Genomic DNA, 26191 nt, shown 5'->3' on the forward strand with positions numbered 1-26191 from the left:
TCTCGCCGATCCTGTCAACTCCACCGTTGTGGTGGAGCTCGCCGGCGTGCTCGCGGAGGCTCCGCTCGCGAACGACCCCGTCGATCAGGTCGACGAGATCCGCGCGCTCGAGACGCTGGTCTGTGCCGCCCAGGCGCGGCAGCAGCGACTGACCACGGCCTATGCGGAGAGCCGCGACGACCCGCGCGGCGTCGCGGCCGAGGTCGCGCTCGCGCGGCGCGAGTCGCCGCACCGCGGCCGTCAGCACCTCGGGCTCGCGCTGGTCGCCGGCGAGCTGCCGCACACCATGGCGGCGTTCCGTGCCGGCCGCGTCACCGAGTGGCGGGTCATGAACGTCGCGCGCGAGACCGCCTGCCTCTCCCTCGAGGATCGGGCCGAGGTCGACCGCGCGATCGCCGCCGACCCCGACGCCTTCGAGGCGTGGTCGGACCGCGAGGTGCTCGGCCGGCTGCGCTCGCTGGCCGCCCGCCTCGACCCGGCCTCCGTGGCCGAGCGCCGCCGCCGGGCCGAGTCCGGGCGCGGCGTCACAATCCGGCCCGCGCCCGACACGATGGTCTACCTGACGGCACTGCTGCCCGTCGCCGACGGCGTCGCGGCGTACGCCACCCTCTGCGCCGAGGCCGACCGGGCCCGGGCCACCGGCGACCCGCGCGGCCGCGGGCAGGTGATGGCCGATGCGCTCGTCGCCCGCGTCACCGGGTGCGCGGGCGACGACGCCGGGCGCCCGGTCGTCCCGGTCGCGATCGGGGTCGTCATGAGCGACCGGACGCTCCTCGCCGGCGCCCATGACCCGGCCGGCCTCGTCGACCACGGCCCGATCCCCGCCGACCTCGCCCGCGAGCTCGTGCTCCGCAACCTCGACGCCCACCAGCGCACCTGGGTCCGCCGCCTCTACGCCCGGCCCGGCACCGGCGAGCTCGTCGCGATGGACTCGCGCCGTCGGGTCTTCCCCCGAGCGCTCGCCTCGTTCGTCCGGTTGCGCGACCAGTGGTGCCGCAGGCCCTGGTGCAACGCCCCGATCCGCCACACCGACCACGTGGTCCGCTCTGCCTCCGGCGGCCCCACCTCCGCCGCCGACGGCCAGGGCCTCTGCGAGTCGTGCAACTACACCAAGGAGTCGCCCGGCTGGCACCACCAGCCCCGCCGCGGCCACGACCGCCACACCGTCGACATCACCACCCCGACTGGCCACGAGTACCGGTCGACCTCGCCACCCCTCCTCGTCTCACCCCGCCCCGCCTTCCGCCAGGTCGCCCTGGGGCGGTGGGTGCTGGGCGCGTAGGTGCTGCGTTAGCGGTGGAATGGGCTAGGTCAGGCTGACCCGATGCGTGCAGCAGTGGGCTGAGCAACCGGCGTCCCGGTTGCGCGATCCGGCACCGCATTTGTGGTAGCGTTTCGCGCAACACCTTCAGGAAGGTCTCGCCAATGACTATCAGCACCGAAGAGCCGTTCGGCCCGGATGATGAGCGACGCCTGAACGAGTTGGGCCTGTCCAGTGCCCTGATCCATGATGGCTTGCGCCGCGGCGCTTCGAGGGCGAACAACCGCACGGCCAGGGCTCTGCCATCGTCGCGTGGGACCGACATCTACTACGACGGCATGGAGGACTTCCACATCCTCCTGGCCGAGAACGGGTGGTCAATGGCGGAGGTCCGTCAGCAGCCCCGCCTCTTCCACCCGAAGGGTGTCGTGTCGTTCACTCTGTCGGCCGGAAAGAACGTCGGGCTTAGGAACATGCGGACCGACCGGAAGGGTCCCGCGACGCGGGAGAGTTTGGCCGAGGCGCCGTTCGTTCCGAGCTTGTTCCCCGACTTAGACGAAGTGCTCCTTAAAGAGCGGGCCAGCCACGAGCGCCTGAGTCAGGTGCCGTTCTACCTGCTGCTTATCGAGCGCATCGCCGGTGAGCGGCCGGGGTTGCGGATCGAGCTCGCACAGCCGGTCGACACCAACGACAGCGGTTGTGTGGTCGTTTGGGGCGAACGTATCAAGGTGCACTTCTTCGACCTCGATGGCGACCTGAGTGCCTTCGACGACCCGGATGCGGATGGCGGCGACGAGTTCGACGTCCCCGTTGCACCCCGCTAACAGAGCATGGTCCTTCCCTCCGCGCCTTTCAACCCAGCAAGGCTGAAGCTCGCGAGGCTTCGGCTCGGTTGGTCACTCACGAAACTTGCTGAAGAGAGCAGCGTGTCGCTCAGGTCGCTGACCGAGTATGAGACCGATAAGCGTCCACCGAGCGAAGAGAACCTCACCAAGCTGGCAGACGCGCTTGACGTGCCCGCTGGGTTCTTCCACCGCGAAGCGATCGATCTGGTCCCGGTCGAAGCTGCGAGCTTCCGAAAGCTCAGCAAGGCAACCGTCGGACGTCGCAACGCCGTCCTCGCATCAGCCTCGCTCGCCCTCGAGCTCTACCGCGAAATCGACGATCGATTCGAACTCCCGGTCGCAGACGTCCCGACGCACGACAAGCTCAGTCCGTCCCAGGCAGCCGACCTAGTCCGTAACCAGTGGAACCTCGGTGACCGACCCATCTCCAACATGGTTCACCTGCTGGAGTCCAAGGGCGTACGCCTGTCAGCGCTCAACCATGAGTACGGCGACATCGACGCATTCTGCTTCTACCGAGACGGCGTCCCTTACGCGTTCCTCAACACAGGCAAGACCGGCGAACGACAAAGGTTCGACCTTGCACACGAACTCGGACATCTCGTTTTGCACAGCGACTTCGAGATGGACCTCAGCACCTCGAAACAACGCGAAGCCGAAGCGCAAGAGTTCGCATCCGCCTTCCTCATGCCGGCCACCGCAGTGCGCAGCCAATCCATGTCCGGCGCCACAATTGAGCGAATCCTTAGGGCCAGGTCGTACTGGAAGGTCTCAGCCATGGCGCTCACCCACCGGCTCCACGAGCTCGAACTCCTCAGCGACTGGCAGTACCGCTCGACCTGCATCACGTTGTCGGAGCGCGGCTACCGCAAACAAGAGCCCGGCGGGATTGTGCCCGAGACCTCGCAACTATTACGCAAGGTCATGTACGGGACGGATGCGAGCCTGAAGGTCCGCGAGGTCGCAGCCGCCCTCGATCTCAACGCCGGCGAGGTCCGCAACTTCATGCGCCACCTCGTCCCCATGACGGCCTAGTCACCTCAAAGAGCGCGATGTCGAAAGCTGCCACTCATCGCGACGGATCTGGATGCGCCCTGAACGCGGCGGTAAGACGCAGCTTCGTCGGTCCCGAATGACGAGGTCACCCTGTGAGGTGACCGTGCGGGATGCGCCTGCGAAGCCCGTCAACTTGCGACGGTCGCGCAGGTCTGCATGCCTAGCAGGCCCCGAGGTCGGATTCGTTTCGGGTTCCCGAGAACTCGCTCCAGCCGTGCTGTCGAAGCCATACGTAGCCGGCGACGGAGCCGGCGGCAGGGCTGCGACCGAGCCAGACGCCGTCGATGCCGTCGATGTCTACCCCGACCTCGGGCAGGCCCTGTGTCTCGAAGGAACGGAGCATGGCAAACCCCTCGGTGAGTTCGACCCACAGCCACAGGTGTCGAGATGTCACGTTATCGGCAGCCAGGAGCTTGTGCACGTCTGAGAGGTGGTCCTCGCGTAGTTCCTCGGAGACGAGCGTGGCGGGAAGGTTTCGGTCGGCCGGTCGGCTGAACGCAAACCCTCTGGCCACCCAAACCTGGCCACCGTGTTCGTCAAGCAATGCCGCGGTGGCATCGGTGACGCGACTGAGGATCGAGAACCCGGCGCCGTCGAGGGCGCGTGCCGCCTCCCATTCGGGTGGCCGAAGCGAGGCTGGCGCGAACGCGTGCTGCTGCCACCGCGGCGTGTGGATCTGCTCGATTCCAAGCGTCTCCAGTGCGGGGAGGTGGGTCTGCAGCGCGTCGATCGCCGTGTCGGCCTCGATGACGCCTGCGTGGTGGGCAAGCCAGCAGCCTGTTAGCCCCGGGACGTCGACCCAGTCGTCGAGGGTTGCCCGGTTCCAGCGGTGGTCTCGCCCGACACGCTTCCCGTCGGCAATGGTGGTGACTTCGAGCGCGATTGTGTCCGCCTCAGTCGTGATGGTGAAGTCGTGCATATGGTCGCGGGAATTGTCGTCGTGCAGACAGCCGCGCACGGCCCCGCCGGTGAGAGCCGTCAGTTGCTGCACCACGGCGTTCGCCGCGGCGTTCTCTCGCTCTCGCTTGCTTGCCACGTAGGCAATGGACCACGGCAAGGACCGCGTGGCAAGTGAGAATCGCGGTGAGGTAGGCGAGTAGTGAGGGTACGGCAGTGGCGCGGCCCGACACTCGCCTGACCCGAGCGATCGTGGGTATCGACCGTGGCCGTCGACCGTGGCTGTGGCGCTCCCGGTGGGCTTTGCGGACGCATTCCCTGACGTTTTTATGCGAAAGCAAGCACCGCAGGCGATGCCCGTCTGGCTATCCTCCGGGCCATGAGCAACGCAGCCGGGGCGCAGGCAAACCGGGAAGAAGAGATCGCATTCCTCGCCATGGAGGAGGTCCTCGGGGTCGACATCCGGCTTGCGGATGCCGGCGCCGGCAACAAGATGCCTGACGGCACCTGGCTCGACCCGGATGGCCAGGGCCGGCGCGGCATCGTCGAGATCACCTCGCCCCCAGCCGCGGTCCTGATGAAGGAATGGGCGGCCGCGAAGCGGGAGGGGCGCGCCCAGAGTGAGAGCGGCTCAGTTCCGACGCGCTTCGGCGAGCTCGCGCAGGTGTGTACCGAGATGCTTGCCACGGACTGGGCGTGCGAGAACCTCGACAAGCTCTTGGCGCAACCCGCAGATGAGAGGCACCTGTTCCTTTTCGGGCGGGGCCACGACGTAGCGCACTACTTCTACCGACTCTCCGACACCTACGACGGTGCACCGGCGGAGCACGTCGAGGACCTGGAGCTCCCCGAGGGCATCTCGGACGTCTGGTTCCGCGGCCGAGCGCAACGAGACCCAGAAGATCGGCAAGGGTCGACGAAGGTCTGGCTCGCTCGATTCCAGGCCGGAGCCGGGTGGCGCCGCTACGTGGTAAACATCGAGGAGCGGCACCTGCCGTCCCCCAACGCCGGCATCGTCGACGACCCGGTTCCCGGCGGTTGGCGGGAGCCGAAGGACCGGTCGGTCCCGCCCGCCGGCGAATAGGGCCGGTTCGAGCTCCCGTCGGCTGGTGTCAGGGGGCAGCCGGGTGCTCGATGCGTAGGTCAGGTGCCACACACGGCAGTCGCGGCGGCGCCCCTCACGATCTGTCCTCAGGTGCAGGCGCATCGCGACTGGCCAGTGCTTGGCCTGACAGTCAGGGATCTCGGTATGTACGTTGACGTGTGCCCTACACCCGTCCTGCGGAACGGTGGTCAATCGACCTCGACCTCTTCACGTCACCAATCCCGCTGGTACGCCGTCGGCTTGGAGCGCCCGCTCGGCCCGGGGTGTACGTAATCACCTGCGGTGGGTGTGTGCCGCACGTTGGTACCTCCGGCAGCCTTCAGTCTCGGATCCGGAGTTTGGCGGCGCTTGGCAATCACCGCGGATCCGCCGAGGTGCTCTGCGCCGCATTTTGTACCGGCGAACAGCCGATGGTGCGCTGGCACGAGACCGAGACGGCCTTGGACGCTCGATCCATTGAACGGGAACTGAAGGCTCTCGGTGAACCCCCGCAACCCCGTGAAGACTTCGCAGGTTGCGTCAACGGAATTGCTCTGCGGAATGCCCTCATCTCCGCAGCTGGCCCATCGACTTGGGAGGCCGGATACATCGAGGCGCTATTCGACGTCGGCGAACAGCTGCACCGGGTGTTCGACAGTCGGTTTGAGCGTGTCTGGGCTGTGATCGGACAACCACCGGGACCGTGGTTGGGGTGATCACGGAGTCTTCCCGCGGGCTGTCGCGGCGGTAAGACGCACGTCGTGCGCAGCTCGGCTCGGCTTCGCCGTGTGCGACGACACCTCTTCTCTGAGTCCTGCATGGGAAGCGCGCCCTGGCACATGATGAACTCGATTGGTCCGGAGTGCACGATAGGAGGAGGGAAAGGTGAGTCGAGCGAACCCGAAGTTCGTTGACCAGATCCCGGTGAAGACGCTCGTGTTCACATGTAGCTGTGGCGGCCGGCGCTCCCGAACCCTGAAGAAGGTCAAGGTGAACATCGAGCGCCTCGACGATGGGTGTCACCGGTGGCGCGTTTGGGGACCGGTGGGTGCAACCCCGCACGCCGACAGGATCATTGGATCGTCGTAGGCCAGCCGTCGGCGGACGACATGCCTCCCGAGGGTTACGTCCTTCTTCTCGATGAAGCTCATGCTCCGGTGTTGTACGACCAGGACATCGCCAGCGACGAACCGGACGACCTCCTCGCGGACGGCTTCGAACGGATCGAAGCCAAGGGCGACAGTGGGATCCGCTATGTCTATTACAAGTTGCGCCTGCGATGCCCTCACTGCCAGCTCGACGTGACGTTGCGCCCAGAGGCAGCGGATCAGGTGGTCCGCGACCTGATTCGGTCCGGGGTGTCGAGCGTCGAACTGTCGACACTCGCGAAGTACGCTAGTCGTCAATAGCCCGAAGCCAGGGCGGGTACGGGTCGCCGGTCGACACATGAGCAACCGTGTCGGATGCCCCTCACGTAGGTGACAGATAGAAGCTCCTGAGGAGGGAGCCACTAAGTGGCAACCCTCCAGGAGTGCACCCGTGAATCATCAATCGAAGAAGGCTGGCCGGGTCGACGACCCTGCGACGGGACTGTTTCGCCTCGTCTTCGGCGTGACCGTCGCTCTGAGCACCCTGTGCCTGCTGCTGAACGTCGTGCTCGCGCTGGCCGTCAGCAACCCCTCCGCGCAACAACTCGACGTCTTGAGCACGCTTTCCACCGGTTGGAAGATGGGATTCGGAGCCATTGTCGGTCTTCTGGGCGGAAAAGCGGCCGCTTGACGGCTCCGGTTGCCGCGAGTGGGGACCTCAGGCGGCGGATTGACGCCGATTGGATGTGACCGGGTGCCGTGCGTCGACGATTCCGCCTATCGTCTGGTCCGTGATCCCGCCACCGCATCCGGGACCGCCTATCGAGGCGGACGAGCGATACTTCCGCTGCACGCTGCAGGAGCCGGTCCCGGGCCATCGGCAGGGGATAGTGATCGGGCACCTGACAGGAACGGAGATCGAGGTCGGTCGTCTCTCGTTCGCATACAAGAACGGCGATCCGCCAAGTCTGCAGACGGTCAGCTACTCAGTTCCCCCGATTGCGTGCGCCGTGGCTGTGCACGCGAACTGACAAAGGCACTGAGGAGGCGCTACCCCGGGGTGCGGCTGTCGACGAGCCCAGCGACTCCGACCAAGCGTGGCCGCGCGACCATGCTCGCGCTGCACAGAGAAGGCCTCATCGACTCGTTGTCGCTCGACCTTGAGGCGCTGGATCCCACCACACTCGAGGACGAGAACGACCAGGAGCAATGGGCGGGCATCACCTCGGTGCCAAATCCTTGCTCAGGCGAACACGAACCCGAGCGTTGAGAGAGAGGTACGTCGTATTGTGGAACGACCGGGAGTTCCCGTAAGTGACCATGCTGACGAGTTCCGCTGAACAACTCTCAACTGTAGTGCGAGCTTGCTCGGTCAGATCGTTCGCAGACGGCGCGACTGATTCGTGGATGTCGTGGACATCAAGCGCGCGGTCGGCGGGCTTCATCGACGAGCTCGAGGCCTCGGGAAGGGTCATGTGGATCGGAGAACCAGAGGTGGGGCTCCGGCCTCGGGACGCGGTCTCCTGGCTTCGACACGTCGATGAAGGGCTGAGTTCAATGATGACTGGCGACCCGGCGTACCACCGTTCGCTCGACGAAGGCGGCCCTCACTGCCTCGGCAGGGTGCCGTGGGTGCTGGCCCACACGCTCCCGATCGACCGGGCGGAGTCGCCTGGGAAATGCCTCGACTGCGGCGTAGCGGGCCCGGCGTACCTCGAGCCGTAATCATGGAGCGGGCGGGGTTCTCGGGTGCGCAGAGGCTCCGCGCGGCGCGAAGCGGCCGGTGGAGGGCGCGACCACCGCCCTAGCCGAGCACCTCATCTATGACGTCGAGGGGACCCGCTGCCGCCCAGTTCTCAAGGTTGGCGCGCGTGTTACCGCTGACGCTCCAGTAGCGGCGGCGAATCGCGCCCATGCTGGTCAGCTGACCGAGCTCTGCGATCCCGAAGGATTGTGCAATTTCGTTGGTCAGTCGTGCTGCCGTCTGAATCAAAGTGGGCGTTGCTGCCAGCAGGTCCTCGACAGGGGCGGCAGTCTCAGCTGGCGACAGTTCGCCGGCGACAGCGACGCTGCTACGACTCTCGCCGATGCCGAAGGAACGCGTGTGGCCGATCTCGATCGCTCGCGCGAGTGGACTGGGAAGGAGACGCGCTCGGACCACGACGTCTCCGGAGACGCCAGCTCGTGCCTGTGCATTTTCGGCCAAGCGCATAAGGCCCGTCAGCACGGCGAGGACGAGCTGTTCATCGTCGACGAGTGTGTGAATCTCTTGAGCCTGGTCGGTCTGCTTCTCTCTCGCAGTGCGATGAAGATCCGGAAGCCGGAGCGCGTACGTACCCGAACCGTCTGCGTGCGCCTCCATCGATGCCCACTGAGCATCCGGACTGTTCACTCCACCGTGCGCAATCAACCGGCTTCGCGAAGTTCGCACATGTCGAAAGCTGACGCCGTGCGGGCAAATTGACCACGCCTCTCGTCCGAGCATCCGGTTCTCGAACGTGCGGAAGGCTTCTTGGTCCAGATCGAACCCACCTGCTAGAGCAGGGACAAGAGATACGAGGAGCCAGGGGTTGACGTCGCGCTCGAGGATCTCGATTGCCTGATTCTCAATCCATTCCGCACGCTCTACGCGGGTTCGCGCGGAGTCGAGCCGCATGCGATACGCCTCGGCGACTTCGGGTTCCGAAAGGTACCGAGTGGTGGCGCCATTGTGACGGGGGTATCGCAATCCATCGTTGATTAACACTGCATGTGGCGCACTTGCACTGCGAGCAATGGCCAGTATGTAGAACCCGGTAGACGGGTTGCCGGCGGTAGGGATGTTGAGGATGTCCAGCGTTGGGTGGGGAGCCACCAAACTCGCGACGATCTGCCGCATTCGGGCTGTCTCCGCGTCACTCAAAGGAACGCCGGGCGTCGCGACCGCTCGTGCTTGCTGGTCTTCTTGCACTCCCAGCACGATCACGCCGCCTGCCGTGTTTGCCATCGCAGCCACGTCACCGGCGAGGGAACGGCGAGCCGAGTCGTTCGAGCCGTACAGCTCTTCCTTGTAGTCGATGTCGAACGCTTCCTCGACACCCGACGTCACAAGAGACTGGATATGACTCTCAGAAAGCTGATCGATCGGACTGTTGAAAAGTGCCTCGATGCGTCGGGACCGGAAGGTGGCCATTCTGCTCCTCGGTATCGATTGGGGTGCGCTTCCTGTAACACAGCACCCTCAAACTGCATTGGGTCGACCTCGTCCTCGAAGGTAGTTGCTTGCGTGGGAGTGTGAGCGACTTTGATTGGACCCAATGTTCTGGCCCAGGTGCGCTGGCTTGCTCGCACCGGCTGGGGGCAGCTCGCGCTGATCAGATGTCGTAGAAGGGCTGGGACTGCTGGCTCGGCGCCGCCACCTCTGGAGATGGTGGGCAAATCGCGACCAGCCCTTCTGGGCGGAGCTGAGGGAGTGATCAGACGCCGGCAACGTATGCAGTCAGGAAATGGACCCCGTGCCGGTCGAGGTTGCCGCGGGCTCGGTCGTAGTGCTCGGTCGTGCGCGGGTCGGCATGCCGAGCCAGGATCTGGGCGTCTCGGAGTGGAACGCCTGCATCGAGGGCGTTGGTGATGGCGGCGTGCCGCAGGGAGTGCGGGCTGATGTGGCGGGGGATGGTGGCGACCTTCGCGATTCGGGCGACCATCCGGTAGGCGTCGCGGCGGTCGGTCGGGTTGCCCGAGACTGGTCGGAGGATGAGTGGTCCGGTTGTGCGCTGGCCACGGCAGGCTTCCAGGACCCGGAGGACTGGCACGGTGATCGGCATAGTGGCGGGCTTGTTGCCTTTGCCGACCAGGTGCAGCACTCGGTGGCCTCGGAGGGATTCGGCGTAGTCCTCGATCCGCACCGCTGCGGCTTCGGATGCTCGGAGGGCATTTATGCCGAGCAGGTAAGCCAAGGCTCCGTGGTGAACAGTGAGGGTCTGCGCGACCTGTAGGAACCGGATTAGTTCGAGCCGGTCCAGCCCGTGGGTTCGAGACTCATCGCGGTGCACTTTCGGGAGCCTCGCGTAGACGGCGGGGTCCGACACGATGAGACCGTCGATGTGCGCGAACCGGAAAAAGCCACGGACCGCGTGCATCATGGTGACGACGGAGGAGTCCATCAGTCCCGAGCTCCCAAGTTGGCGGATGTAGAGCTCGACGTGAGCGCGCTGAATCCCCTGCAGCGGGTCAAGCCCGTTGCTCTCGCACCAGACGAACCAGCGTCGTAGCTGGAAGGCGTACAGCCGGTGAGTATGTCCCGAGTAGCGAGCAAGGTAGGAGACCGCCGCCAGTTGGGCTGGCGACATCTCGGTCGGTTGGAACGGTAGGAGTGCGGTCGCGCATGACATGGAGCCACCTCGCGGCGGCCTGGCTCTGTCCGGCCCGCCCGCCGTCAACGTGACCGGAGTCTGGGCCTATCCACGCTAGTCCTCTCGCCCCGACCGCCGCCGTCCGCTGAGCGGTTAAAGGACGCACTACCCGCGCAGGCGTGGCGTCAACCTGCCGAACTGAACGCGCCAATGGCCAAGCTGACGGTGCCAAGCATCTACTCTTCCGGCATGGCCACAGTCGTGACCCTTGCAACGACCGTCGCATCTGGCGTGATTGCTGCTGTGATCGCGCTTGGGTTCGATGGGTGGCGCAATGACCGGGCCAGGCGAAAAGACGGGCGTCAAGCCCTCCAGGAGATGCAGCGTGTCCTCGCGGACCTGTCCGCGTCCCTTCTAGCGCAGACTCGGTCATCGATGAGACTCCGCTCGAAACCCTCTCTTGGGGCGACGTTGCCCTCGCACGCCGCAGCGCTTACCCGTACCGAGATTTACCCTCGCCGAACGACCGAGAGCTCGTCACGAGGAGCACCATTCCGTTTGACCGATATAGCGACCTTCCCTATGACAACAGGCAGATCGCCGTAAACACATGGGCAGTGGAGCTTGAAGACGCCATCGACCGGGCCTACGCGACTCGCCTCAAGCGTCTTCAGATTCGTCTGCTGAGCCATTGGTCGAAGCGGCGGGACTCGCCGACTTCCGCTGGGCGCTAGACGGTGGCGTTCCACGAACTCCTGGCGTCAGGGTGTCCCGCCCACTCTGCAATGAGGAGGCCAGTAGTCACATCGCGGTGCCCGTGGTCGGGCAACCAATAGAAGCCGTCGCCATGTCGTCCGAAGACTGCGCGCTTGCCACCAATGACCTCGACAGTGCGGATAGTCGCAGTAGCTCCGTTGTCTGGTCCGCCGCTCAACAACACGAGAAGCGGGTCGATCCGGGAAGTGTGCGTAGAGGTGAGAGCTTCCACGCTGTCCGTTGTACGTGGTCCAGGTACTTAGTGTCTCGTCGAAGGATCGCCTCACCGCTTGTCCGGATGACGCCAGCACGCGGCGGATAGACGCAGGTCGGCGATAGCCGGGTCGCAAGAGGCCTGAACGCATCTGGTGCCGGCTAACGGCGCTGAGAAATCGAACATGAACCATGTGTCGAAGTCGATGTTCCAGTTCGGTCCTGTTGCCGACGAGCGGGCGTTCCCTCACTTCTTGGCTGCAGACTCTCGTCGCGATCGCTCTTCGACAGTCGCGGAGTCTGCAGTGACGGGCATCTTGCGCGTAGCACCGACGGGAGCGCTGCCTTCCGCGTTACGACTTCTCGCACGGTGGTCCAGAGGACGGACGTGCTCCGAAGGCAGCGACCTTTCAGTTTTGCGCCAGGAGAGTGGCCTCGACGTCAGGATGACCCCATGGAGGAAGCAGCTGAAGGCGGCGGCAGGCCACAGCGACTCTCGGATGATGACGTCGTTCGTTTTCTGGAGGAACTGCACGTCTGGGTGGCTGCTCAGATGGGTGGCTTGCGTGCGCAAGAGGGCTGGATGGTCTCGCCTGGTAGCCCCCTCGCTGGAGACGACCGAGCGACGGCGCCGCATCAGACCTCACACACTGCTCACGGGGCGCTGGGCGTCGCCCTTGACCATCTGCACGCGCTCACCTTCATGGTCGCCGAGCACAAGACTCTCCACCTCAACGCCACGTACACCCTGGCTCGTGGGGCCATCGAGAATGCGGCCATCACCTACTGGCTGGTCGCACCGCCAACCCGGCGCGAGCGGGTCTTGCGAACGTTGCGCCTGCACGCGATGGACGTGCGGGATGCGACGAACGCGACGGACGACCTGGGTGCCACCGCGCTCGTGACCCTGGATGAGCGGATGGAACAGTTGCGCGCGTTGGCGGCCGCGGCAGGCATTGACTCGACCAGCCCGAACTGGCCCAAGCGAGTGACCTCGGTCGAGATGGTGAAGGCGCTCGACGAGGGACTGAACATCGGCATCAAACCGGGACCGCTGGGCGCATGGCGTCTGTTCTCCGGGATGGCGCACGGCAGGCCATGGGCTTCCGCCGCCTTCATGAACCGCGAGGTCACGCCTGTCGACGGCTTGGTCTCGAAGGTGCGTCGCGCCAACACGCCTGACCGAGTGCTCTTCGCGGCGTCCATCGCCCAAGACGTCATCACTCTCGCTATGAACAAATACGAGGAGCGAGCCTGAGCCCCGCACGCGTGAGAAGAGGTAGCCGCCGCGTGGCGCTCAGCGATGTCGGCGGAGCGTCCTACCGTTCAGGTCATGCTGGATCCGACTGAACCGGACGTAGACGCGCCGCCGCGGCAGGTCTACGAGTGGACCGTCGTGCCGGGACATGACCCGCGCGTTCAGCGCAGGCAGACCGACGGACGGCTCGTCGGCTCGTGCACCTGCGACGCACGAGAAAGTGGTGTCAGTCGCAGCTGGCCCGACGAGCACCTCGCCAACGCGTGGCCGATCCTGGTGCCACGTGAGCCGGGGGAGAGCGTCCAGTCGTGGCGCGAGCGCCTCGTTACCGAACTGGATGAGGCGCGTGCGAAGGACGAGCACCTCTCGTCTGCACTCGGCGCACGCATGGCCGTGAAGCCGGGTGAGCCGTACCCGGCCATTACCGATGACGACGTCGCCGCCAGCCAGCGCGTCGAGGTGCTGGAACACCAGTTGGCCCAGGTGCCTTTCGAACGATTGGGAGGCCCGATGTGAGCACCGACCGGTCGGGCTTCTACGGCGGCAAGCACTACACCGAGTACATCGAGACGGTGAACAACCTGAAGCGCCAGGGTCGCCTCGACGAGGCCGTCGAATTGCTCGGACACCTGGTGGACGCGACCGAGAACGAAGCGCGAAACAACGCCGGGTGGGGCGTCGCCCCCTGGTACTACGAACAGTTGGCGATCATCCACGCCAAGCGCGGAGACGTCGACGCTGAGGTGGCAATCCTGGAGCGCTACGCGGCGAAGCCGCACGCGCCGGGCGCGAGACCGCCACAGATGGCCGCGCGACTGGAGAAGGCGCGAGCGAAGCGGGGCTAGGTCTCGTCACGTCCCACACGCCGTGGTCCAGTACCCCGGGCGTCGCATGAGTCGGCGGGCGGACGCGGCCTGTCATCGGCAGACCATGCGTTCCTGGCGGCGGACAAGCGGCGCCATGACGCGACCGGACGGCACGCGGCGGAATGCTGCAGACGACCGGCCAGCACGGACTCCGGAACGTCCCCGCCTCTCAACCCTGCGGATCTAGAGTGCCTACGTGTTCACCTACCTTGCGACCCTGGCGGCGGAAGTGCCAGACCCAGCTGACGTTAACTGGCTGCTGAGCGCGCTCGCTCAAGCCTCTGCCGCTTTGGTTGCGATCGTCGGTGGCCTTCTGGTTTCGCGCTACGTCTCCCTGCACGCCGAGCAGCAGGCGGCCGGTCGCCGAGTCGCGGACCTTAGGCGCCGTGTGGCAGAAGTCGAGACGGAAGTTAAGGCGGCACGGCTCGCGAGGGATGTCGAGGACATCGACTGGTTCCTTTATGACCCTAGGGTCTACGACGAGATCCGCGTCCGCGATTTCGAGCCGACGATCCTCAACGTCGTCGACGCAACGGGCGGCTACGGGACCGACCTGGACCAGGACCTCATGACCGAGCGCCTCGCCGCGCTCGCTGCCGACCTGAAGGACGCTTTCACGATTATGTGGCCCCTCGTCCCGGCCGGCGGCTCCCAGCCGAGCTGGATCGAGTTCCGGCGTCGCACGGGCGTGGAGGCGGGCGACGACGATGCTTGGGAGTGGGCATACGACTTCATCTGTGAGCACCGAAAGCGGGCAGCGGGCAATCGGAATCCCTTCGCGGCACTGGGCGGTCAGGCGATGAGGCCGATGTCTCGCCGAGACCAGGTGCACCTTGCGGCCCTGCGCAACCGAGTCGAGCGTGCGGAGGACGAGGCCAGGGCTCTAGCGCAGGAGCGAAGACTGGCCGAGGAGACCTTCGACGCCACTCGGCAGCCAGAGGGCTTTCGGCTCGGATTGCAGGTTCTCAGCGTGCTATCGGTCCTCGGCATGGGCGTTCCGGTCGTGCTTATGGCCTTCGTCCAGTACTCGCTGCCCTGGTGGGGCCGCTCCCTTACCGTGGCCGTCTTCTTCGTCGGAGTGGCGCTGCTGCTCCGCTTCCTCTTCGTCTACGCCGCGTTCCTGCGCGAGGACGGTGGCCGTGATCGGTTGCCAAGCAACGCGCTCTGGCTCTTTGTCCCGGCCAGATTCCAGCCGAAGTCGTCCGGCGGCTCGGAGCCGGAAATCCCTGCAGCCGACACAGATCAGGCCTTGAATGCCACCGGGTCAGTCGATGGCGTGCCGGAGGAGCCAGTCGGCGACGGAATGCGACAAGGCGACGAGGTCGAGCAAGCGGTCGAACCGGTGGGCGACACCCGTTAGTCAGGGTCCGGCGTTCAGGTCAGCTGGTCGCGGTCGTCGCCCGCCTGAAGTCAGCAGGACTACACGGACCGGGGCGTGGCGGAAAGTCGAGAGAAGGGCCGCTCTGCTGACCCCTACTCATCCAGGACCGCCAGGATCACGATGGCGACCGCAACTACGAGAAGAGCTGCATCCAGCTGATCGCGCCCATTCTTCGCTCATGCTAGTGGGCCACGTGTGCCCTGAGCTGCAGAATTGCGGCGGATTGACGCCTCCTTGAGGTGCGACGTGCGCCATGTCGCGTCCACACAATCGCGTAAGTTCCTCGCGTGACCGCCAAACTTCGCTGGGCTCCTGAACGCCTGCAAGCCTCGATCGACGACTCGCTCGAGCGGTACCGGACGTTGCGGGCGATGCCCGCTTCGACAGACGCCGAAAGGGCGGCGCTTTTCGCCGCGTTCAGGAGCTGGGATGAGCGGAACCAGCGGCTGCTCGACAGCGCATTCGCCCCCGTCCCGTGGCATGCGACGAGCCCCAAGAGCGACTACGCGACGCTTCAAGGCTTGGAATGGATCACCTTGACGGAGCTGCCAAGCGAGAAGGCGTCCGATCTCCTCGCGGACCTCGATGAGCGCGCGCGACGGCTCGATTCGATCAAGAACGATGTCGAGTTCTATGAGCTTGCAGAACCGGCAGATCGATCCGCATCGAGCCCTGGAGATTCGAACGACGAGACCACTGGGACGGTGCACACCGACCAGCCGCAGAGTGGTCGCTCAATCTTCCTGGTTCACGGGCGCGATCGAGCGGCAAAGGAGGAAGTCGCTCGTTTCATTGAGAAGGTCTCAGATGACGATCTCATCGTGCTCGAGGAGCAGCCGCATGTAGGCAGGACGATCATCGAGAAGTTGGAGGGTTACCTTCCGGAATCCAGCTACGTGGTCGTGATCATGACCGGGGATGATGAGGGCCGACTCAGAGGTGACGCTGAGCTCAATGCACGAGCTCGACAGAACGTCATCTTCGAGTTGGGCTGGGCGATCGGGAAGGTGGGCCGGCAGAACGTTGCCGTTCTCTACGAGGACGGAGTCGAGCTTCTCAGCGATTACTACGGCGTGGGCTACATCGGTTTCGACGCAAGCGGTGGCTGGAAGTTGAAGTTGGTCGGAGAGTTGAAGGCGGTTGGATTCACCGTAGACGCCAACCGGATCACCTGAGGCGTCGACCCACCCCCCCTGGTGCGCATGGCACACGAGCTCGAGCCACCCCTGCCGACGCCGGCACTCGGCCCGCCCACACCGCGGTAGAACGACCAGACCAACCGGGCACGCCGCCGGGACGCACGCGCCTGATTGAACGAGCCGCAGCAGGACTCGGTATGTTTGCTGCAAGGCTAGGGCCATGAGCCTGCTACCGATGGGCGAGGACGAATACGACAGCCACCCGGCAATTTGGCTGCGTGCCCTGCTCGCAGAAATGCCGGTGGGGAGCTTTCTGATTGAGCTCCACTCTGGGTACCGAGAACGTGCAGAACGCCGAGCGTTCGACCTCCTCAACGAGATCGCCAAGCAGGTGGACGAGCGCCTTATGCGAGACCGGTTGCAGAGCTCTGAGCACTTGGAGTCGATCTTCTGGCGTTCGATGCAAAGCGCGGCCGAGTCGACCCACGAAGGAAAGCGCCGCCTGCTGGGCAAGGCCCTTGCGAACGCGTTCTTGGATGAAGTGTCGGTCGACGAATCCGAGTTGATCTCCGGGCTCTTGGCAAGCATCGACACCCCTCATATCGCGGCACTCGCCAGGCTGAGCCAGGCGGAACGTGAAGCCCGCGAGTCCGGTGAGCTGCCCGAGCGGGCACAGTATGCAGAGCGACCGCTCATCGACGCTCTCCGCGAGGCGGGAGAGCGCGAGCATCCGCTGGTTCTAGGAGTCCTTGCAACACAGGGGACTGATTGATGTAACCAGCGGTTTCGGCGACAGCGAGGCCAGGTTCCGAGGTCTGACTCAGTTCGGTTCGACTCTACTGGAGGACCTCGGGCGGCTCGCTGACTGAGCATTCGCGCGGCTCAACCGGCGCTCGTCGTCCGACGGGAGCCATGCCCGCTCCAGACGCAGACGCGGCGACCTGGGCTACATGGGACTCACCCAAGGGTCCGCATCCCGCCAGCCGTCGGTAGTGCCGGTCAGACTGGAGCGCATGGGGAAAGACCGCAAGCGCCGCGAGCCGCGCCGAGCGCGCAAGCGCACAAAGGAGACTCTGAGCGAGTCGCCGATCAAGGTCGCGATCGCTACTACGCCGCAGAGCACAGGGGGGAACGTCGGGCGCTCGACCAGGACACCGAGTTGGCCAAGGCGGCGCTGCTGTACGCCGACGAGGTCGAGATGGTGAGCCTCGGCATGTCGATGTTCGAGGAACTCCGCCAAGTGATTGACGCGGGGGAGTTGGGTGGTTACGGCCTGCTCGCCTCGCTTGACGACGACACCATCAACTACCTCGCGACTCACGGCGGGTCCGAGAATACGCTGCCGCCCGACTGGCGGCAGACGCTTGAGGCGGCCCTGTCCGTGTCGCCGGAATCCCTTGAGGCGCTGGGTGTCGAAGGGGCTGATCAATTGCGGGAGTTGCAGGAGATGGCTGCCGAGCAGGGGCGCCGAACACAGCAGGACCTCGCAAACCTTCTGGACGAGCAGGGCGCTACCGAACTGGTGACGGCGATCCGGGGTGGTGCGATCAAAGTTGCCGAACTCGGCGCGTCGCCCTCCTCGACGCTTCGACCGACCGACCTGGACCCGACCGACAGCACCGACGTCCAGATGTGGAACTGGATCGACGCCCTCGTCGCTCGACTCACCGACAAGAAGACCCGGCTTCTCTTCGATCGCCAGGCAGGGGGCCTGATCCAATCCATGCTGGTAGAGGGGATGATCCCGGCTAACCCACAGGGCTTGCGTCTCGCGGCGCAAGCAGCTCTCGGCGCGGGCTTCACCGAGCGTCTGCCGGCATTTCCCACCGCCAAGATGGACGAACTGCTGGACATGCGGAAGGAATTGGCGCTGCCACTGGCCCGTTATCGGGGCGCGGTCGCTCGGTTCTCCAAGGACATGCCGCAGGTCCTTGGGGAGAACCTCGATTTTGAGGTCGAGCAACTTTGGATCGAGACGGTGAAGCCTGCCCTGCTCGGGCTGGAAGATGAGATGGCCGACCACGGCTTGGTGCGGGAGATTGCCCGGTCGCTGGACGTTCAGAACATCCGCGATTTCGGCGGATGGACAGCAGGCACGTACTTCGCGGTCGCGAGTTCTACAGCACTTGACGCCCTAGCCACCGGGCTCATCGCCAGCGCTGCCGGGGGAGCGGCGACGGTTGCACTGGAAGCCGTCAGGGCCAGGCGAGAGGGGCAGCTCGGGCCGAAGGCAAGCGAGTTCTACTACCTCTACGAAGCGAACCGTCGTCTGAGCTGAACAGATTCCCACCCACGTCATAGTGGGCAGAAGGCCTGTCAGCCTGTCCCGACTACGACGCCGTGCGGCAGCGGGTGCTTCGCGGAGACGTGCACGTTGCTGAATCCCGCCTGCTCGACCAGCGCGACCAGCTCCGCGAGCCGGCGGGCGCGGCCCGGGGTCTCGACGTGCATCATCAGGTCGAAGAGGGGGCCGAAGGCGCCAGGCGGGTCGCCGGGGAGCTCGAAGACGACGACCCGGCCGCCGGGGGCGAGGATCTCGTGGGCGACGCGAAGGACGGTGGCACAGTCGTCGTCGGTGAGGTCGTGGAGCAGGTGCGAGAGCAGCGCGACGTCGTACGACGCGGTGCCGACCGTCGAGGCCGCGTGGGGTGAGAGCAGGTCGACGGGGCTGACCGAGACCGAGGCGGGCAGCACCGACGCCGCCCAGGCGGCGACCGGGGGGAGGTCCACGAGGGTGACGGTGTGCCCCGCGGCGGCGAGGGGGGCGGCGTACGCACCGAGGCCGCCGCCGAGGTCGGCGACGCGGGAGCCGGTGGGGATGACGCTCGTGAGGTCGGGGCCGGTGGTCTCGGCGAGCACGACGAGCGCCTCGAGGAAGGACCGGGCCTGCTCGGGGTCCGTGGCGAGCCGGGTCGCCCAGGGCGCGAGCTGCGGGACTCCGGTGCGCACGGAGTCCTCCAGCGAGAGCCACACCCGCGCGAAGTACGCCTCCTTCTCCGCGACCAGACGCAGATCGCCGTCGGAGGCGAGCCGGCGGGCCGCGGAGGTGAGGGCGTAGCGGGAACCGTCGGTCGTCAGCAGCTCGACCCCGACCAGCGCATCGAGGAGAGCGCGCGTGGCGCCGGCGTCGGTGGAGATGGCGTCGGAGACCGCCGCCGGGGACAGGGGCCCGTCGGCGAGGCAGTCATAGACGCCCAGCCGCCCGGCCGCGACGAGCGCGGCAGCGGGCTGGTAGCCCGTGACGAGGTCGATCACCTTGAACACGTCGCTCATCGGATGCCCTTTCTCATCGAGCGGTAGGCCTGGAAGCCGCGGACCAGCCCGCGCACCTCGGCGCGCAGCCGCTCGACCCGAGGCGGCGGCGTCGCGGCACCGGACAGCACGGTGGTCGCGACCGCCGAGCCGGAGGCGCCCGACAGCCCGCCCCCGGGGTGTGAGCCGGCGCCGGCGAGGTAGAGCCAGGGCAGCTCCGTGCGCAGGTCCGCGTGGCCGGGCACGCGCCAGCCGAGCAGCTGGTCGAGGGTGTTGTCGAGATGGTTGGGACTGCCGTCTCCGCCGACCCGACCGGCCCAGGTCGCCGGTCCCGAGACGACCAGGTCGACCAGTCCGGCGCGCAGGTCGACGCCGAGCACCGAGGAGACGTGGTCGACCAGCCGCTCGCCGGCGAGCCGCTCCCGCTCGGCCGTCCACGGGCCGTCGGCGGCGTCGAGGGGGACGACCGAGCTCAGCCAGGTGGCGGCACCGGTCACCCCGGCCGGCTGCCGGCCCCGGCCGACCATGGACCACGGCGAGGTGGGCAGCTGGCCGGCGAGGATCTCGCCGAAGCCGCGACGTACGTCGCCCGGCTCGGCGACGGCGTACCAGATCGCGTCCGTGTCGTGCCACGGGAGTGGGACCGGCGCCGAGGAGACGACCGTGACGGTGAGCTCGGAGACGTTGAAGTGGCCGCTGTGCAGGTCGTTCGTCGCCGCCCTCAGCGCCGGTGCCGGATCCGTCAGCAGCGACCCGGTGCGGGGCAGCCCGAGCGTCGAGACGACGACGTCGGCGGCGAGCACGGTGCCGTCGGCGAGCTCGACCTCCCCGCCACCGCCGCCGCCGGACTCGTCGAGACCGCCGCCGAAGGCCGCGCCGCGGCGCCGGTGCGTCGAGAGCCTTACGACCGGGGCGGACGTGCGTACCTCCCCGCCGGCCGCCTCGAGCGCGGCGACCAGGCCGTCGACCAGCGCTCGGGAGCCGCCGACCGGGCGCACCGACGGGCCGCCGTGGGCCAGCGGCAGCAGGAACGCGAAGAGACCGGTGCCCGGCGCCCACGCGGGCACCTGGGCGTGCGAGGCCTGGAGGGCCAGTGCGGCGCGGGCGAAGGGGTCGGTCAGGGTCGCCTCGATCACCGTCTCCGCCGACTGCACCATCGTGCGGAAGAGGGCGTCGCCACTCGGCACCGTCGCGAGAGCGGCCGCGACCTGGGTCGGGGTGGGTGGGGTGGCGAAGGTGCCGAGCAGCCCGAAGAGCGTGTCGGCGAGCTCGACCAGGCGACGGTACGCCGGCCCGTCGGCGCCGAGCTCGCGCACGGTGTGCTCCAGGTCGGTGTGGAAGACCCGCTGCGTACCGTCGGCGAAGTGGAAGCCGGCGGCGACCGGGTGCTCGACGTAGTCGACGTCGAGCTCGAGCTCGCGGGCGACGGCGAGCACGCCGGCATGCTCCCACGCCCCCCGCTCGACGACGACGCCCGAGCGATGGGTCTCGGTCCAGACGCAGCCGCCGGGCTCGACGCCCTGCTCGAGGACGGTGACCCGGCAGCCCGCGCGCGCCAGCCGTACGGCGGCGACGAGCCCGTTGTGACCGCCACCGACGACGATGACCGACCGGCTCATGCCAGCACCGAGTGGCCGGTGGCAGCGAGGCCGGACGCGCGCGCGATGCGCTCCATCAGCGGCCGGCAGCGCACGATCTGCGCCGTCTCGTCGACGCTCGCGCAGCGGTGGTCCGAGACGACCTGCGCGCCGTCGACCCACACGTCGCGCACCGAGCGCGGCGACGCGCCGTAGACCAGCTGAGACACGGGGTCGTGGAGCACCGAGACGTCCACGGTGTCCTGGAGGAGGACGACGTCGGCGCGCTTGCCGGGCTCGAGGGAGCCGACCAGGTGGTCGATGCCGAGGGCGCGGGCGCCGTCGATCGTGGCCATGGTGAGCACGTCCAGCGCGTCGATGACCAGGGCGTCGTGATGGTGCAGCTTCTGCAGCAGCGCGGCGGCCTTGACCGCCTGGAGCATGTCCTGGCTGTCGTTGGAGGCGGCTCCGTCGGTGCCGATGCCGACCACGACGCCGGCGGCGCGCAGCCGCGGCACCGGGCAGACCCCGGAGGCCAGGATCATGTTGGCGACCGGGTTGTGCGCGATCGCCACGTCGTGCCGGGCGAACGTCGCGATGTCGGACTCGGTCAGCCAGACCCCGTGCCCGGCGATCAGCGGCCGCTCGAAGAGCCCGATCCTCAGCGCGTGGTCGACGGTGCGGTGTCCCCAGCGGGCGCGGCTCGCGGTGATCTCCTCGCGCACCTCGGCGAGGTGGGTGTGCACCGCCCAGCCGTGCTCTCGGCAGAGCTCGACGCCGGCCGTGAGCAGGTCGTCGCTCTGGCCGAGCATCGTGCCGACGCCGTAGCGGAAGCCGATCAGCGGCGCGGTCGCGACGTGCGCCGCGAGGTCGACCTGCTCGGCGAGGATGTCGTCGATGATCTCGGTGGGCTCCAGGTCGACCAGGGCGCCCAGCGGCAGGTCCTCGGCTCCGTAGGAGACCACGCCGCGCATGCCGGCCCGCGCGAGCCCGTCGACGACCCCGAGGGAGGCGCGCGACCCCACGTGGCCATGGCAGAACATGTCGTTGACGGTCGTGACGCCCGAGAGCAGCATCTCGACGGCGCGCAGCGCGGTGCCCTCGGCGGCGTCCTCGCGGGTGAGCACGAGGCCCAGGGGCCCGACGATCTCCTCGCCCCACTCGAAGAGCGAAAGCTCGGAGCCCATGCCGGTCCCGAGCGCCTCCGAGAGGTGGGTGTGGGTGGAGATCAGGCCCGGCAGGACCAGCCCGGTGCCGTCACCGTGCACGGGCACGTCGGGGTGCGCGGCCCTCAAGGCGTCGTACGCCGCGACCTCGACGATCTCGCCGTCGCACACGAGCACGGCGCCGTCGCCGACGACGCCCTCGAGGTGGGCGCCGGGGGTCCGCTCGCGCTCGCCGAGCGGGGCGAGCCCGGCCATCGTGAGGACGTGACGCCCACGCACCAGGAAGGCGGTCATGCGATCTCCCCCAACGTGGTGCGCAGCGCCTCGAGGAAGACGTCGACCTCGGACCGCGTGATCACCAGCGGCGGCATGATCCGAACCGTCCCGGACTGGTTGAGCACCGACCCCGTGAGCACGCCCAGCTCCTGCATCCGGGTGACGAGCGGGTTGGCGTCGACCGAGACCTCCAGCGCGCACCAGAGCCCCTTGCCGCGCACGTCGACGAGCAGGCCGGGGAAGTCGGTCATCATCGTGCTCAGCTCGTCGCGCAGGTAGGCGCCGACCTCGGTCGCGTTGTCGAGCAGCCCCTCGTCGACGATGACGTCGTAGGCCGCGATGCCGGCCGCGCAGGCGACCGGGTTGCCGCCCATCGTCGTGAGGTGCGAGAGCGGCGGGTCGACGAACGTGGCGAACAGCTCGGCCCGCGCGAGCACCGCGGCGAGCGGAAGCCCGCCACCGGTCGCCTTCGCGCAGGTGACGATGTCGGGCCGCACGTCCCAGTGCTGGTGGGCGAACCACCGCCCGGAGCGACCCATCCCGCCCTGCACCTCATCTGCGATCAGCAGTGCCCCCGCGTCGTCGCAGAGCGAGCGCAGCCCGGGCAGGAAGCCGTCGGACGGCACCCGGATGCCTCCCTCCCCCTGGATCGGCTCGACGATCACGGCGGCCGTCCGGTCGTCGATCGCGGCGGCCGCGGCCGCGAGGTCGTCAAAGGGCACGAACTCGACCTCCGGCAGCAGCGGCTCGAACGGCGTGCGCCACTCCTCGCGCCACGACACCGACAGTGCGCCGAAGCTGCGCCCGTGATAGGCCCGCTCCATGGCGACGAACTTCGGGCGGCCGGTCACCTTGCGGGCGAGCTTGAGGGCGCACTCGTTGGCCTCGGCGCCGGTCGAGAGCAGGTAGGCCATGTCGAAGCCGGGACCTGCGGCGGCGACCAGGCGGTCGACCATCTCGACCTGCTCGGGCACCACGAACCGCCCGTAGACGTTGACGTGCGCGTAGCGCGCCACCTGCTCCTGCACCGCGGCGACGACGCGCGGATGGCAGTGGCCGACGTTGGCGACGCCGATCCCCGAGGTCATGTCGAGGTAGGTGCGGCCCTCGTCGTCGGTGAGGGTGCACCCGGACGCCGACGCCACCTGAAAGTCCTTGCGCCCCGGCATGTTCTGCGAGAGCCGCTCCACGAAGCGGTCGCGGTAGTCCTCGCTGGTGGTGATGGTCATGATGCTCCCTTCGGGATCGGGACGATGCCGGCGGGGCGGACACCGCGAAGCGCGATGAAGCGGGTGCGGGTGAGCTCCTGGAAGGTCCAGCCGAGGCCCTCGCGCCCGGCGCCTGCGAGGTCGACTCCTCCGAACGGCACGATCGGAGGGCGGTAGTTGTTGGTGCCGTTGACGACGACGCCGCCGAAGTCGAGCCGCCCCGCCATGGCCAGCGCGGTCGGCAGGTCGGCGGAGAAGACGGCGGCGGTCAGCCGCAGGCGGGTGGCGTTGGCCAGCGCGAGCGCCTCGTCGTCGTCGTCGTACGCCGTGACGGGCAGCACCGGCCCGAAGATCTCGTCGTCGTGGAGCACCGCCGCCTCGGCGGGCACGTCGGCGAGGACGGTCGGAGCGAACCAGGCGCCGTCCGGGGGAGCGCCGAGCGCACGCGTGGCGCCGTCGGCGATCGCGCGCTGCACCTGCTCCTCCACCCGTGCGGCCGCGCCCGCGTCGATGAGCGGCCCCAAGCGGGCTCCCGGCGAGAGCGGGTCGGTGGGGTCCACGTCGGTCAGCGCGGCGACCAGGCGCTCGGTCAGGTCGGCCGCGACGCTGCGGTGGGCGACGACGCGCTTGGTGGCCGCGCAGGCCTGGCCGTTCATGAGCAGCCGGCCCCGCAGGCACTCGTCGACGACGTGGTCGAGGTCGGCGTCGGCCCGCACGATCGCGGCGCCGTTGCCGCCGAGCTCGAGGTGCAGGGGGCGCAGGACGCCCGCGGTCGCTCGGGCCACCGCCACCCCGGCGCCGACGGACCCGGTCAGGGACACCGCGTCCACCCCGGGTGCGGCGCAGAGCGCCGCGGAGGTCTCGGTGTCGGCGTACACCCGCTGGAGGACCCCGGCCGGGAGTTGGCGCTCCAGCACGTCGAGCACGGCGGCGGTCGTGAGGGGGTTCTGCGGGGGGAGCTTGACGATCGCGACATTGCCGGCCGCCAGTGCGGCCGCCGCCTTCTCCATGGTCAGCTCGACCGGGAAGTTGAAGGGGATCACCGCGACCACGACGCCGAGCGGCACCCGCTCGACCATGGTGATGTCGCGCTCGCCGCCAGGGAGGCCGCCGGTCGCTGCCAGCTCACCGGCCGCGGTGCGGCCGAGCTCGGCGTTGCGGCGCAGCAGGGCGATCGCGCCGAGGACCTCGTGGTGTGCCTGGGCGAGCACCTTGCCCGACTCGCGGGCGTGCTGGCCGGCCAGCTCGTCGACGCGCAGGGCCAGCTCGTCGGCCGCCGCGACCAGCGGCTCGGCGCGCTGGTGCGGCGCCGCCCCCGCCCAGTCGCCCGCGGCCGCGCGAGCCGCGCCGACGATGCCCGCTACGCCCTCTAGCGGCAGCGCGGTGATGTCGCCGAGGACCTGTCCGGTCCCGGGCGCCCGGATCGTCGTGGTCACCGGGTCAGCTCGTCCAGGCGCGTGACGAGGGTGGCGGCCAGCTCGGGCAGGCCGAGAGGCGTGTCGTGGCCGTCGCCGCGGGCGAAGATCGAGCGCACCGAGGCGGCGCCCGCCGGCCGGCCCTCGCTCGCGAGCCGCTCCGCCAGTCGCTCCCGGGCCAGCGTCTTCTGCGCCGGCGTAGGCAGCACCTCGAGGCTCTGCAGCTCGCCCGTGGGTGCCGCGTCGAGCACGCCGAGCAGGAAGCTGCGGTGGGTGAGCCCGGGGGAGACCCACGCGAGGACCGCGTCGTACGACGGCGCCAGTCGGGTCAGGGTCGTGGTGAGAGCCTCGACCATCGCCTGGTGCATTGCGGCGTACGCCGCCCGCTCGGCCGGGCCCCACGCGAAGGCGCCGTCACCGCGCGGCACCGCGCTGAAGGTCGGGTGCTCGGGTGACACGGAGGTGCCGCGTCCCTCGAAGAGCCCCGGGTCGTCGTACGAGGTGGCCGGCGAAGGGCCCCCGCCGAGGGCGTCGGGGAGGTACATCGTGTGCTCATAGGGGATCAGCGCCAGCGGCTCGGAGATCACGAACCGGTCGAGCACGACCCCGTCACGCACCAGCGGCGCGTTGGCCAGCAGGTCGGGTGACTCGTCGGGGGCGAGCGCGGAGGCGAGCTCGGCCGGGCCGTCGTACGCGCTGCTCGGGCGCCACCCGGCGCCCAGGAGGGCGGCGTTGACTCCCCGATGCTCGCGGCTGGTGAAGTAGGGCTTCATCTTGGTGCAGGGCAGCAGCAGAGCGATCCGCGAGTGCGTGCCCGGGACGGCGCTCGGCGTCCACTCCTCCTGGACGTAGCGCAGCCACGATGCGACCCGGGGGTGGTCCAGGGCGTCCACGTTGGTCTGCGGCGAGTAGAGGCACAGGGTCGGGTCGAGCTCGAACGGTGCGCGGATCTTGCGACGCGAGCCGGCCAGGCGGGCCTCGGGGAGCAGCGCGGCCAGGGAGGCGGTCAGGGGGGTGGTGTGAGGGGCGGAGCCCCGGGGGGGGGGGGGGGGCGCGGGGGGGGGGGGGGGGGGGCGGGGGGGGGGGCGGGGGGCACCCCGCCCCCGGGGAGGTGGGGGTGTA

General features: G+C 68.0%; 23 protein-coding genes. 14 read left to right on the plus strand and 9 right to left on the minus strand.

The window, feature by feature from the left end; genetic code table 11:
- Positions 1-31 precede the first annotated feature (31 nt).
- The 3 genes from LRP67_RS05605 to LRP67_RS05615 all read left to right on the plus strand — a co-directional run bounded on the left by LRP67_RS05605 (position 32) and on the right by LRP67_RS05615 (position 3141).
- The gene (locus LRP67_RS05605; protein ID WP_231269194.1) at positions 32-1282 is read left to right on the plus strand and encodes an HNH endonuclease signature motif containing protein; all 1251 of its coding nucleotides are present in this window, start codon (positions 32-34) and stop codon (positions 1280-1282) included.
- A gap of 143 nt (positions 1283-1425) precedes the next feature.
- On the plus strand, positions 1426-2085 hold the full coding sequence (locus LRP67_RS05610) for a hypothetical protein (RefSeq protein WP_231269195.1): 660 nt from the start codon (positions 1426-1428) through the stop codon (positions 2083-2085).
- Between the two features lie 6 nt (positions 2086-2091).
- Complete coding sequence (locus tag LRP67_RS05615) at positions 2092-3141, plus strand: ImmA/IrrE family metallo-endopeptidase (protein WP_231269196.1); 1050 nt, start codon at positions 2092-2094, stop codon at positions 3139-3141.
- 181 nt (positions 3142-3322) lie between these two features.
- Here LRP67_RS05615 and LRP67_RS05620 read toward each other — a convergent pair whose 3' ends face one another.
- A complete protein-coding gene (locus LRP67_RS05620; RefSeq protein WP_231269197.1) occupies positions 3323-4198 on the minus strand; it encodes a hypothetical protein in 876 nt (291 codons plus the stop codon).
- A gap of 240 nt (positions 4199-4438) precedes the next feature.
- Here LRP67_RS05620 and LRP67_RS05625 point away from each other — a divergent pair, with 240 nt between their 5' ends.
- The 4 genes from LRP67_RS05625 to LRP67_RS05640 all read left to right on the plus strand — a co-directional run bounded on the left by LRP67_RS05625 (position 4439) and on the right by LRP67_RS05640 (position 7501).
- Complete coding sequence (locus tag LRP67_RS05625; RefSeq protein ID WP_231269198.1) at positions 4439-5143, plus strand: hypothetical protein; 705 nt, start codon at positions 4439-4441, stop codon at positions 5141-5143.
- A 1160-nt stretch (positions 5144-6303) separates the two neighbouring features.
- Positions 6304-6552, plus strand: a complete 249-nt coding sequence (locus tag LRP67_RS05630; protein WP_231269199.1) for a hypothetical protein — start codon at positions 6304-6306, stop codon at positions 6550-6552.
- 130 nt (positions 6553-6682) lie between these two features.
- A complete protein-coding gene (locus LRP67_RS05635; protein ID WP_231269200.1) occupies positions 6683-6922 on the plus strand; it encodes a hypothetical protein in 240 nt (79 codons plus the stop codon).
- Between the two features lie 420 nt (positions 6923-7342).
- A complete protein-coding gene (locus tag LRP67_RS05640; RefSeq protein WP_231269201.1) occupies positions 7343-7501 on the plus strand; it encodes a hypothetical protein in 159 nt (52 codons plus the stop codon).
- Between the two features lie 534 nt (positions 7502-8035).
- Here LRP67_RS05640 and LRP67_RS05645 read toward each other — a convergent pair.
- Positions 8036-9403: a helix-turn-helix domain-containing protein gene (locus tag LRP67_RS05645; RefSeq protein WP_231269202.1), complete on the minus strand. Its 1368-nt coding sequence runs from the start codon at positions 9401-9403 to the stop codon at positions 8036-8038.
- A gap of 283 nt (positions 9404-9686) precedes the next feature.
- Positions 9687-10559 (minus strand): tyrosine-type recombinase/integrase, encoded by an 873-nt coding sequence (locus LRP67_RS05650; RefSeq protein ID WP_231269203.1) that lies wholly within the window; start codon positions 10557-10559, stop codon positions 9687-9689.
- A 1426-nt stretch (positions 10560-11985) separates the two neighbouring features.
- On the opposite strand from LRP67_RS05650, the gene LRP67_RS05655 reads away from it, so the two are divergent.
- From LRP67_RS05655 to LRP67_RS05685, 7 genes are all read left to right on the plus strand, one after another.
- Positions 11986-12789, plus strand: coding sequence for a hypothetical protein (locus LRP67_RS05655; RefSeq protein ID WP_231269204.1), 804 nt, complete (start codon positions 11986-11988; stop codon positions 12787-12789).
- A gap of 75 nt (positions 12790-12864) precedes the next feature.
- Positions 12865-13305: a hypothetical protein gene (locus tag LRP67_RS05660; protein WP_231269205.1), complete on the plus strand. Its 441-nt coding sequence runs from the start codon at positions 12865-12867 to the stop codon at positions 13303-13305.
- Positions 13302-13634, plus strand: a complete 333-nt coding sequence (locus LRP67_RS05665; RefSeq protein WP_231269206.1) for a hypothetical protein — start codon at positions 13302-13304, stop codon at positions 13632-13634. The genes LRP67_RS05660 and LRP67_RS05665 overlap by 4 nt, the downstream gene beginning before the upstream one ends.
- A gap of 217 nt (positions 13635-13851) precedes the next feature.
- Complete coding sequence (locus LRP67_RS05670; RefSeq protein ID WP_231269207.1) at positions 13852-15015, plus strand: hypothetical protein; 1164 nt, start codon at positions 13852-13854, stop codon at positions 15013-15015.
- Between the two features lie 308 nt (positions 15016-15323).
- Complete coding sequence (locus LRP67_RS05675) at positions 15324-16211, plus strand: TIR domain-containing protein (protein ID WP_231269208.1); 888 nt, start codon at positions 15324-15326, stop codon at positions 16209-16211.
- A gap of 184 nt (positions 16212-16395) precedes the next feature.
- A complete protein-coding gene (locus tag LRP67_RS05680; protein WP_231269209.1) occupies positions 16396-16947 on the plus strand; it encodes a hypothetical protein in 552 nt (183 codons plus the stop codon).
- A 387-nt stretch (positions 16948-17334) separates the two neighbouring features.
- Complete coding sequence (locus tag LRP67_RS05685) at positions 17335-18453, plus strand: hypothetical protein (RefSeq protein WP_231269210.1); 1119 nt, start codon at positions 17335-17337, stop codon at positions 18451-18453.
- A gap of 38 nt (positions 18454-18491) precedes the next feature.
- Here LRP67_RS05685 and LRP67_RS05690 read toward each other — a convergent pair whose 3' ends face one another.
- From LRP67_RS05690 to LRP67_RS05715, 6 genes are read right to left on the minus strand one after another with little or no spacing between them, the layout of a single operon-like run.
- A complete protein-coding gene (locus LRP67_RS05690; protein ID WP_231269211.1) occupies positions 18492-19448 on the minus strand; it encodes an acetylserotonin O-methyltransferase in 957 nt (318 codons plus the stop codon).
- Positions 19445-21046 (minus strand): NAD(P)/FAD-dependent oxidoreductase, encoded by a 1602-nt coding sequence (locus tag LRP67_RS05695; protein ID WP_231269212.1) that lies wholly within the window; start codon positions 21044-21046, stop codon positions 19445-19447. The genes LRP67_RS05690 and LRP67_RS05695 overlap by 4 nt, the downstream gene beginning before the upstream one ends.
- Positions 21043-22464: an amidohydrolase family protein gene (locus tag LRP67_RS05700; RefSeq protein ID WP_231269213.1), complete on the minus strand. Its 1422-nt coding sequence runs from the start codon at positions 22462-22464 to the stop codon at positions 21043-21045. The genes LRP67_RS05695 and LRP67_RS05700 overlap by 4 nt, the downstream gene beginning before the upstream one ends.
- Positions 22461-23675, minus strand: coding sequence for an aspartate aminotransferase family protein (locus LRP67_RS05705; protein WP_231269214.1), 1215 nt, complete (start codon positions 23673-23675; stop codon positions 22461-22463). The genes LRP67_RS05700 and LRP67_RS05705 overlap by 4 nt, the downstream gene beginning before the upstream one ends.
- A complete protein-coding gene (locus LRP67_RS05710; RefSeq protein ID WP_231269215.1) occupies positions 23672-25090 on the minus strand; it encodes an aldehyde dehydrogenase family protein in 1419 nt (472 codons plus the stop codon). Before LRP67_RS05710 ends, LRP67_RS05705 begins: the two co-directional genes overlap by 4 nt.
- Complete coding sequence (locus LRP67_RS05715; RefSeq protein WP_231269216.1) at positions 25087-25962, minus strand: hypothetical protein; 876 nt, start codon at positions 25960-25962, stop codon at positions 25087-25089. Before LRP67_RS05715 ends, LRP67_RS05710 begins: the two co-directional genes overlap by 4 nt.
- Between the last annotated feature and the right edge of the window lie 229 nt (positions 25963-26191).

Origin of the sequence: Nocardioides sp. cx-169, from assembly GCF_021083605.1 — a bacterium.
Lineage (GTDB): Bacteria > Actinomycetota > Actinomycetes > Propionibacteriales > Nocardioidaceae > Nocardioides.

What these genes read in the sequence shown, in the direction of transcription:
- LRP67_RS05655 (WP_231269204.1), top strand. Translation starts at nt 11,986, where the DNA reads ATGGAGGAAGCAGCTGAAGGCGGCGGCAGGCCACAGCGACTCTCGGAT.
- LRP67_RS05680 (WP_231269209.1), top strand. Translation starts at nt 16,396, where the DNA reads ATGAGCCTGCTACCGATGGGCGAGGACGAATACGACAGCCACCCGGCA.
- LRP67_RS05705 (WP_231269214.1), bottom strand. Translation starts at nt 23,675, where the DNA reads ATGACCATCACCACCAGCGAGGACTACCGCGACCGCTTCGTGGAGCGG.
- LRP67_RS05650 (WP_231269203.1), bottom strand. Translation starts at nt 10,559, where the DNA reads ATGTCGCCAGCCCAACTGGCGGCGGTCTCCTACCTTGCTCGCTACTCG.
- LRP67_RS05660 (WP_231269205.1), top strand. Translation starts at nt 12,865, where the DNA reads ATGCTGGATCCGACTGAACCGGACGTAGACGCGCCGCCGCGGCAGGTC.
- LRP67_RS05700 (WP_231269213.1), bottom strand. Translation starts at nt 22,464, where the DNA reads ATGACCGCCTTCCTGGTGCGTGGGCGTCACGTCCTCACGATGGCCGGG.
- LRP67_RS05640 (WP_231269201.1), top strand. Translation starts at nt 7,343, where the DNA reads ATGCTCGCGCTGCACAGAGAAGGCCTCATCGACTCGTTGTCGCTCGAC.
- LRP67_RS05610 (WP_231269195.1), top strand. Translation starts at nt 1,426, where the DNA reads ATGACTATCAGCACCGAAGAGCCGTTCGGCCCGGATGATGAGCGACGC.
- LRP67_RS05695 (WP_231269212.1), bottom strand. Translation starts at nt 21,046, where the DNA reads ATGAGCCGGTCGGTCATCGTCGTCGGTGGCGGTCACAACGGGCTCGTC.
- LRP67_RS05645 (WP_231269202.1), bottom strand. Translation starts at nt 9,403, where the DNA reads ATGGCCACCTTCCGGTCCCGACGCATCGAGGCACTTTTCAACAGTCCG.
- LRP67_RS05615 (WP_231269196.1), top strand. Translation starts at nt 2,092, where the DNA reads ATGGTCCTTCCCTCCGCGCCTTTCAACCCAGCAAGGCTGAAGCTCGCG.
- LRP67_RS05690 (WP_231269211.1), bottom strand. Translation starts at nt 19,448, where the DNA reads ATGAGCGACGTGTTCAAGGTGATCGACCTCGTCACGGGCTACCAGCCC.
- LRP67_RS05625 (WP_231269198.1), top strand. Translation starts at nt 4,439, where the DNA reads ATGAGCAACGCAGCCGGGGCGCAGGCAAACCGGGAAGAAGAGATCGCA.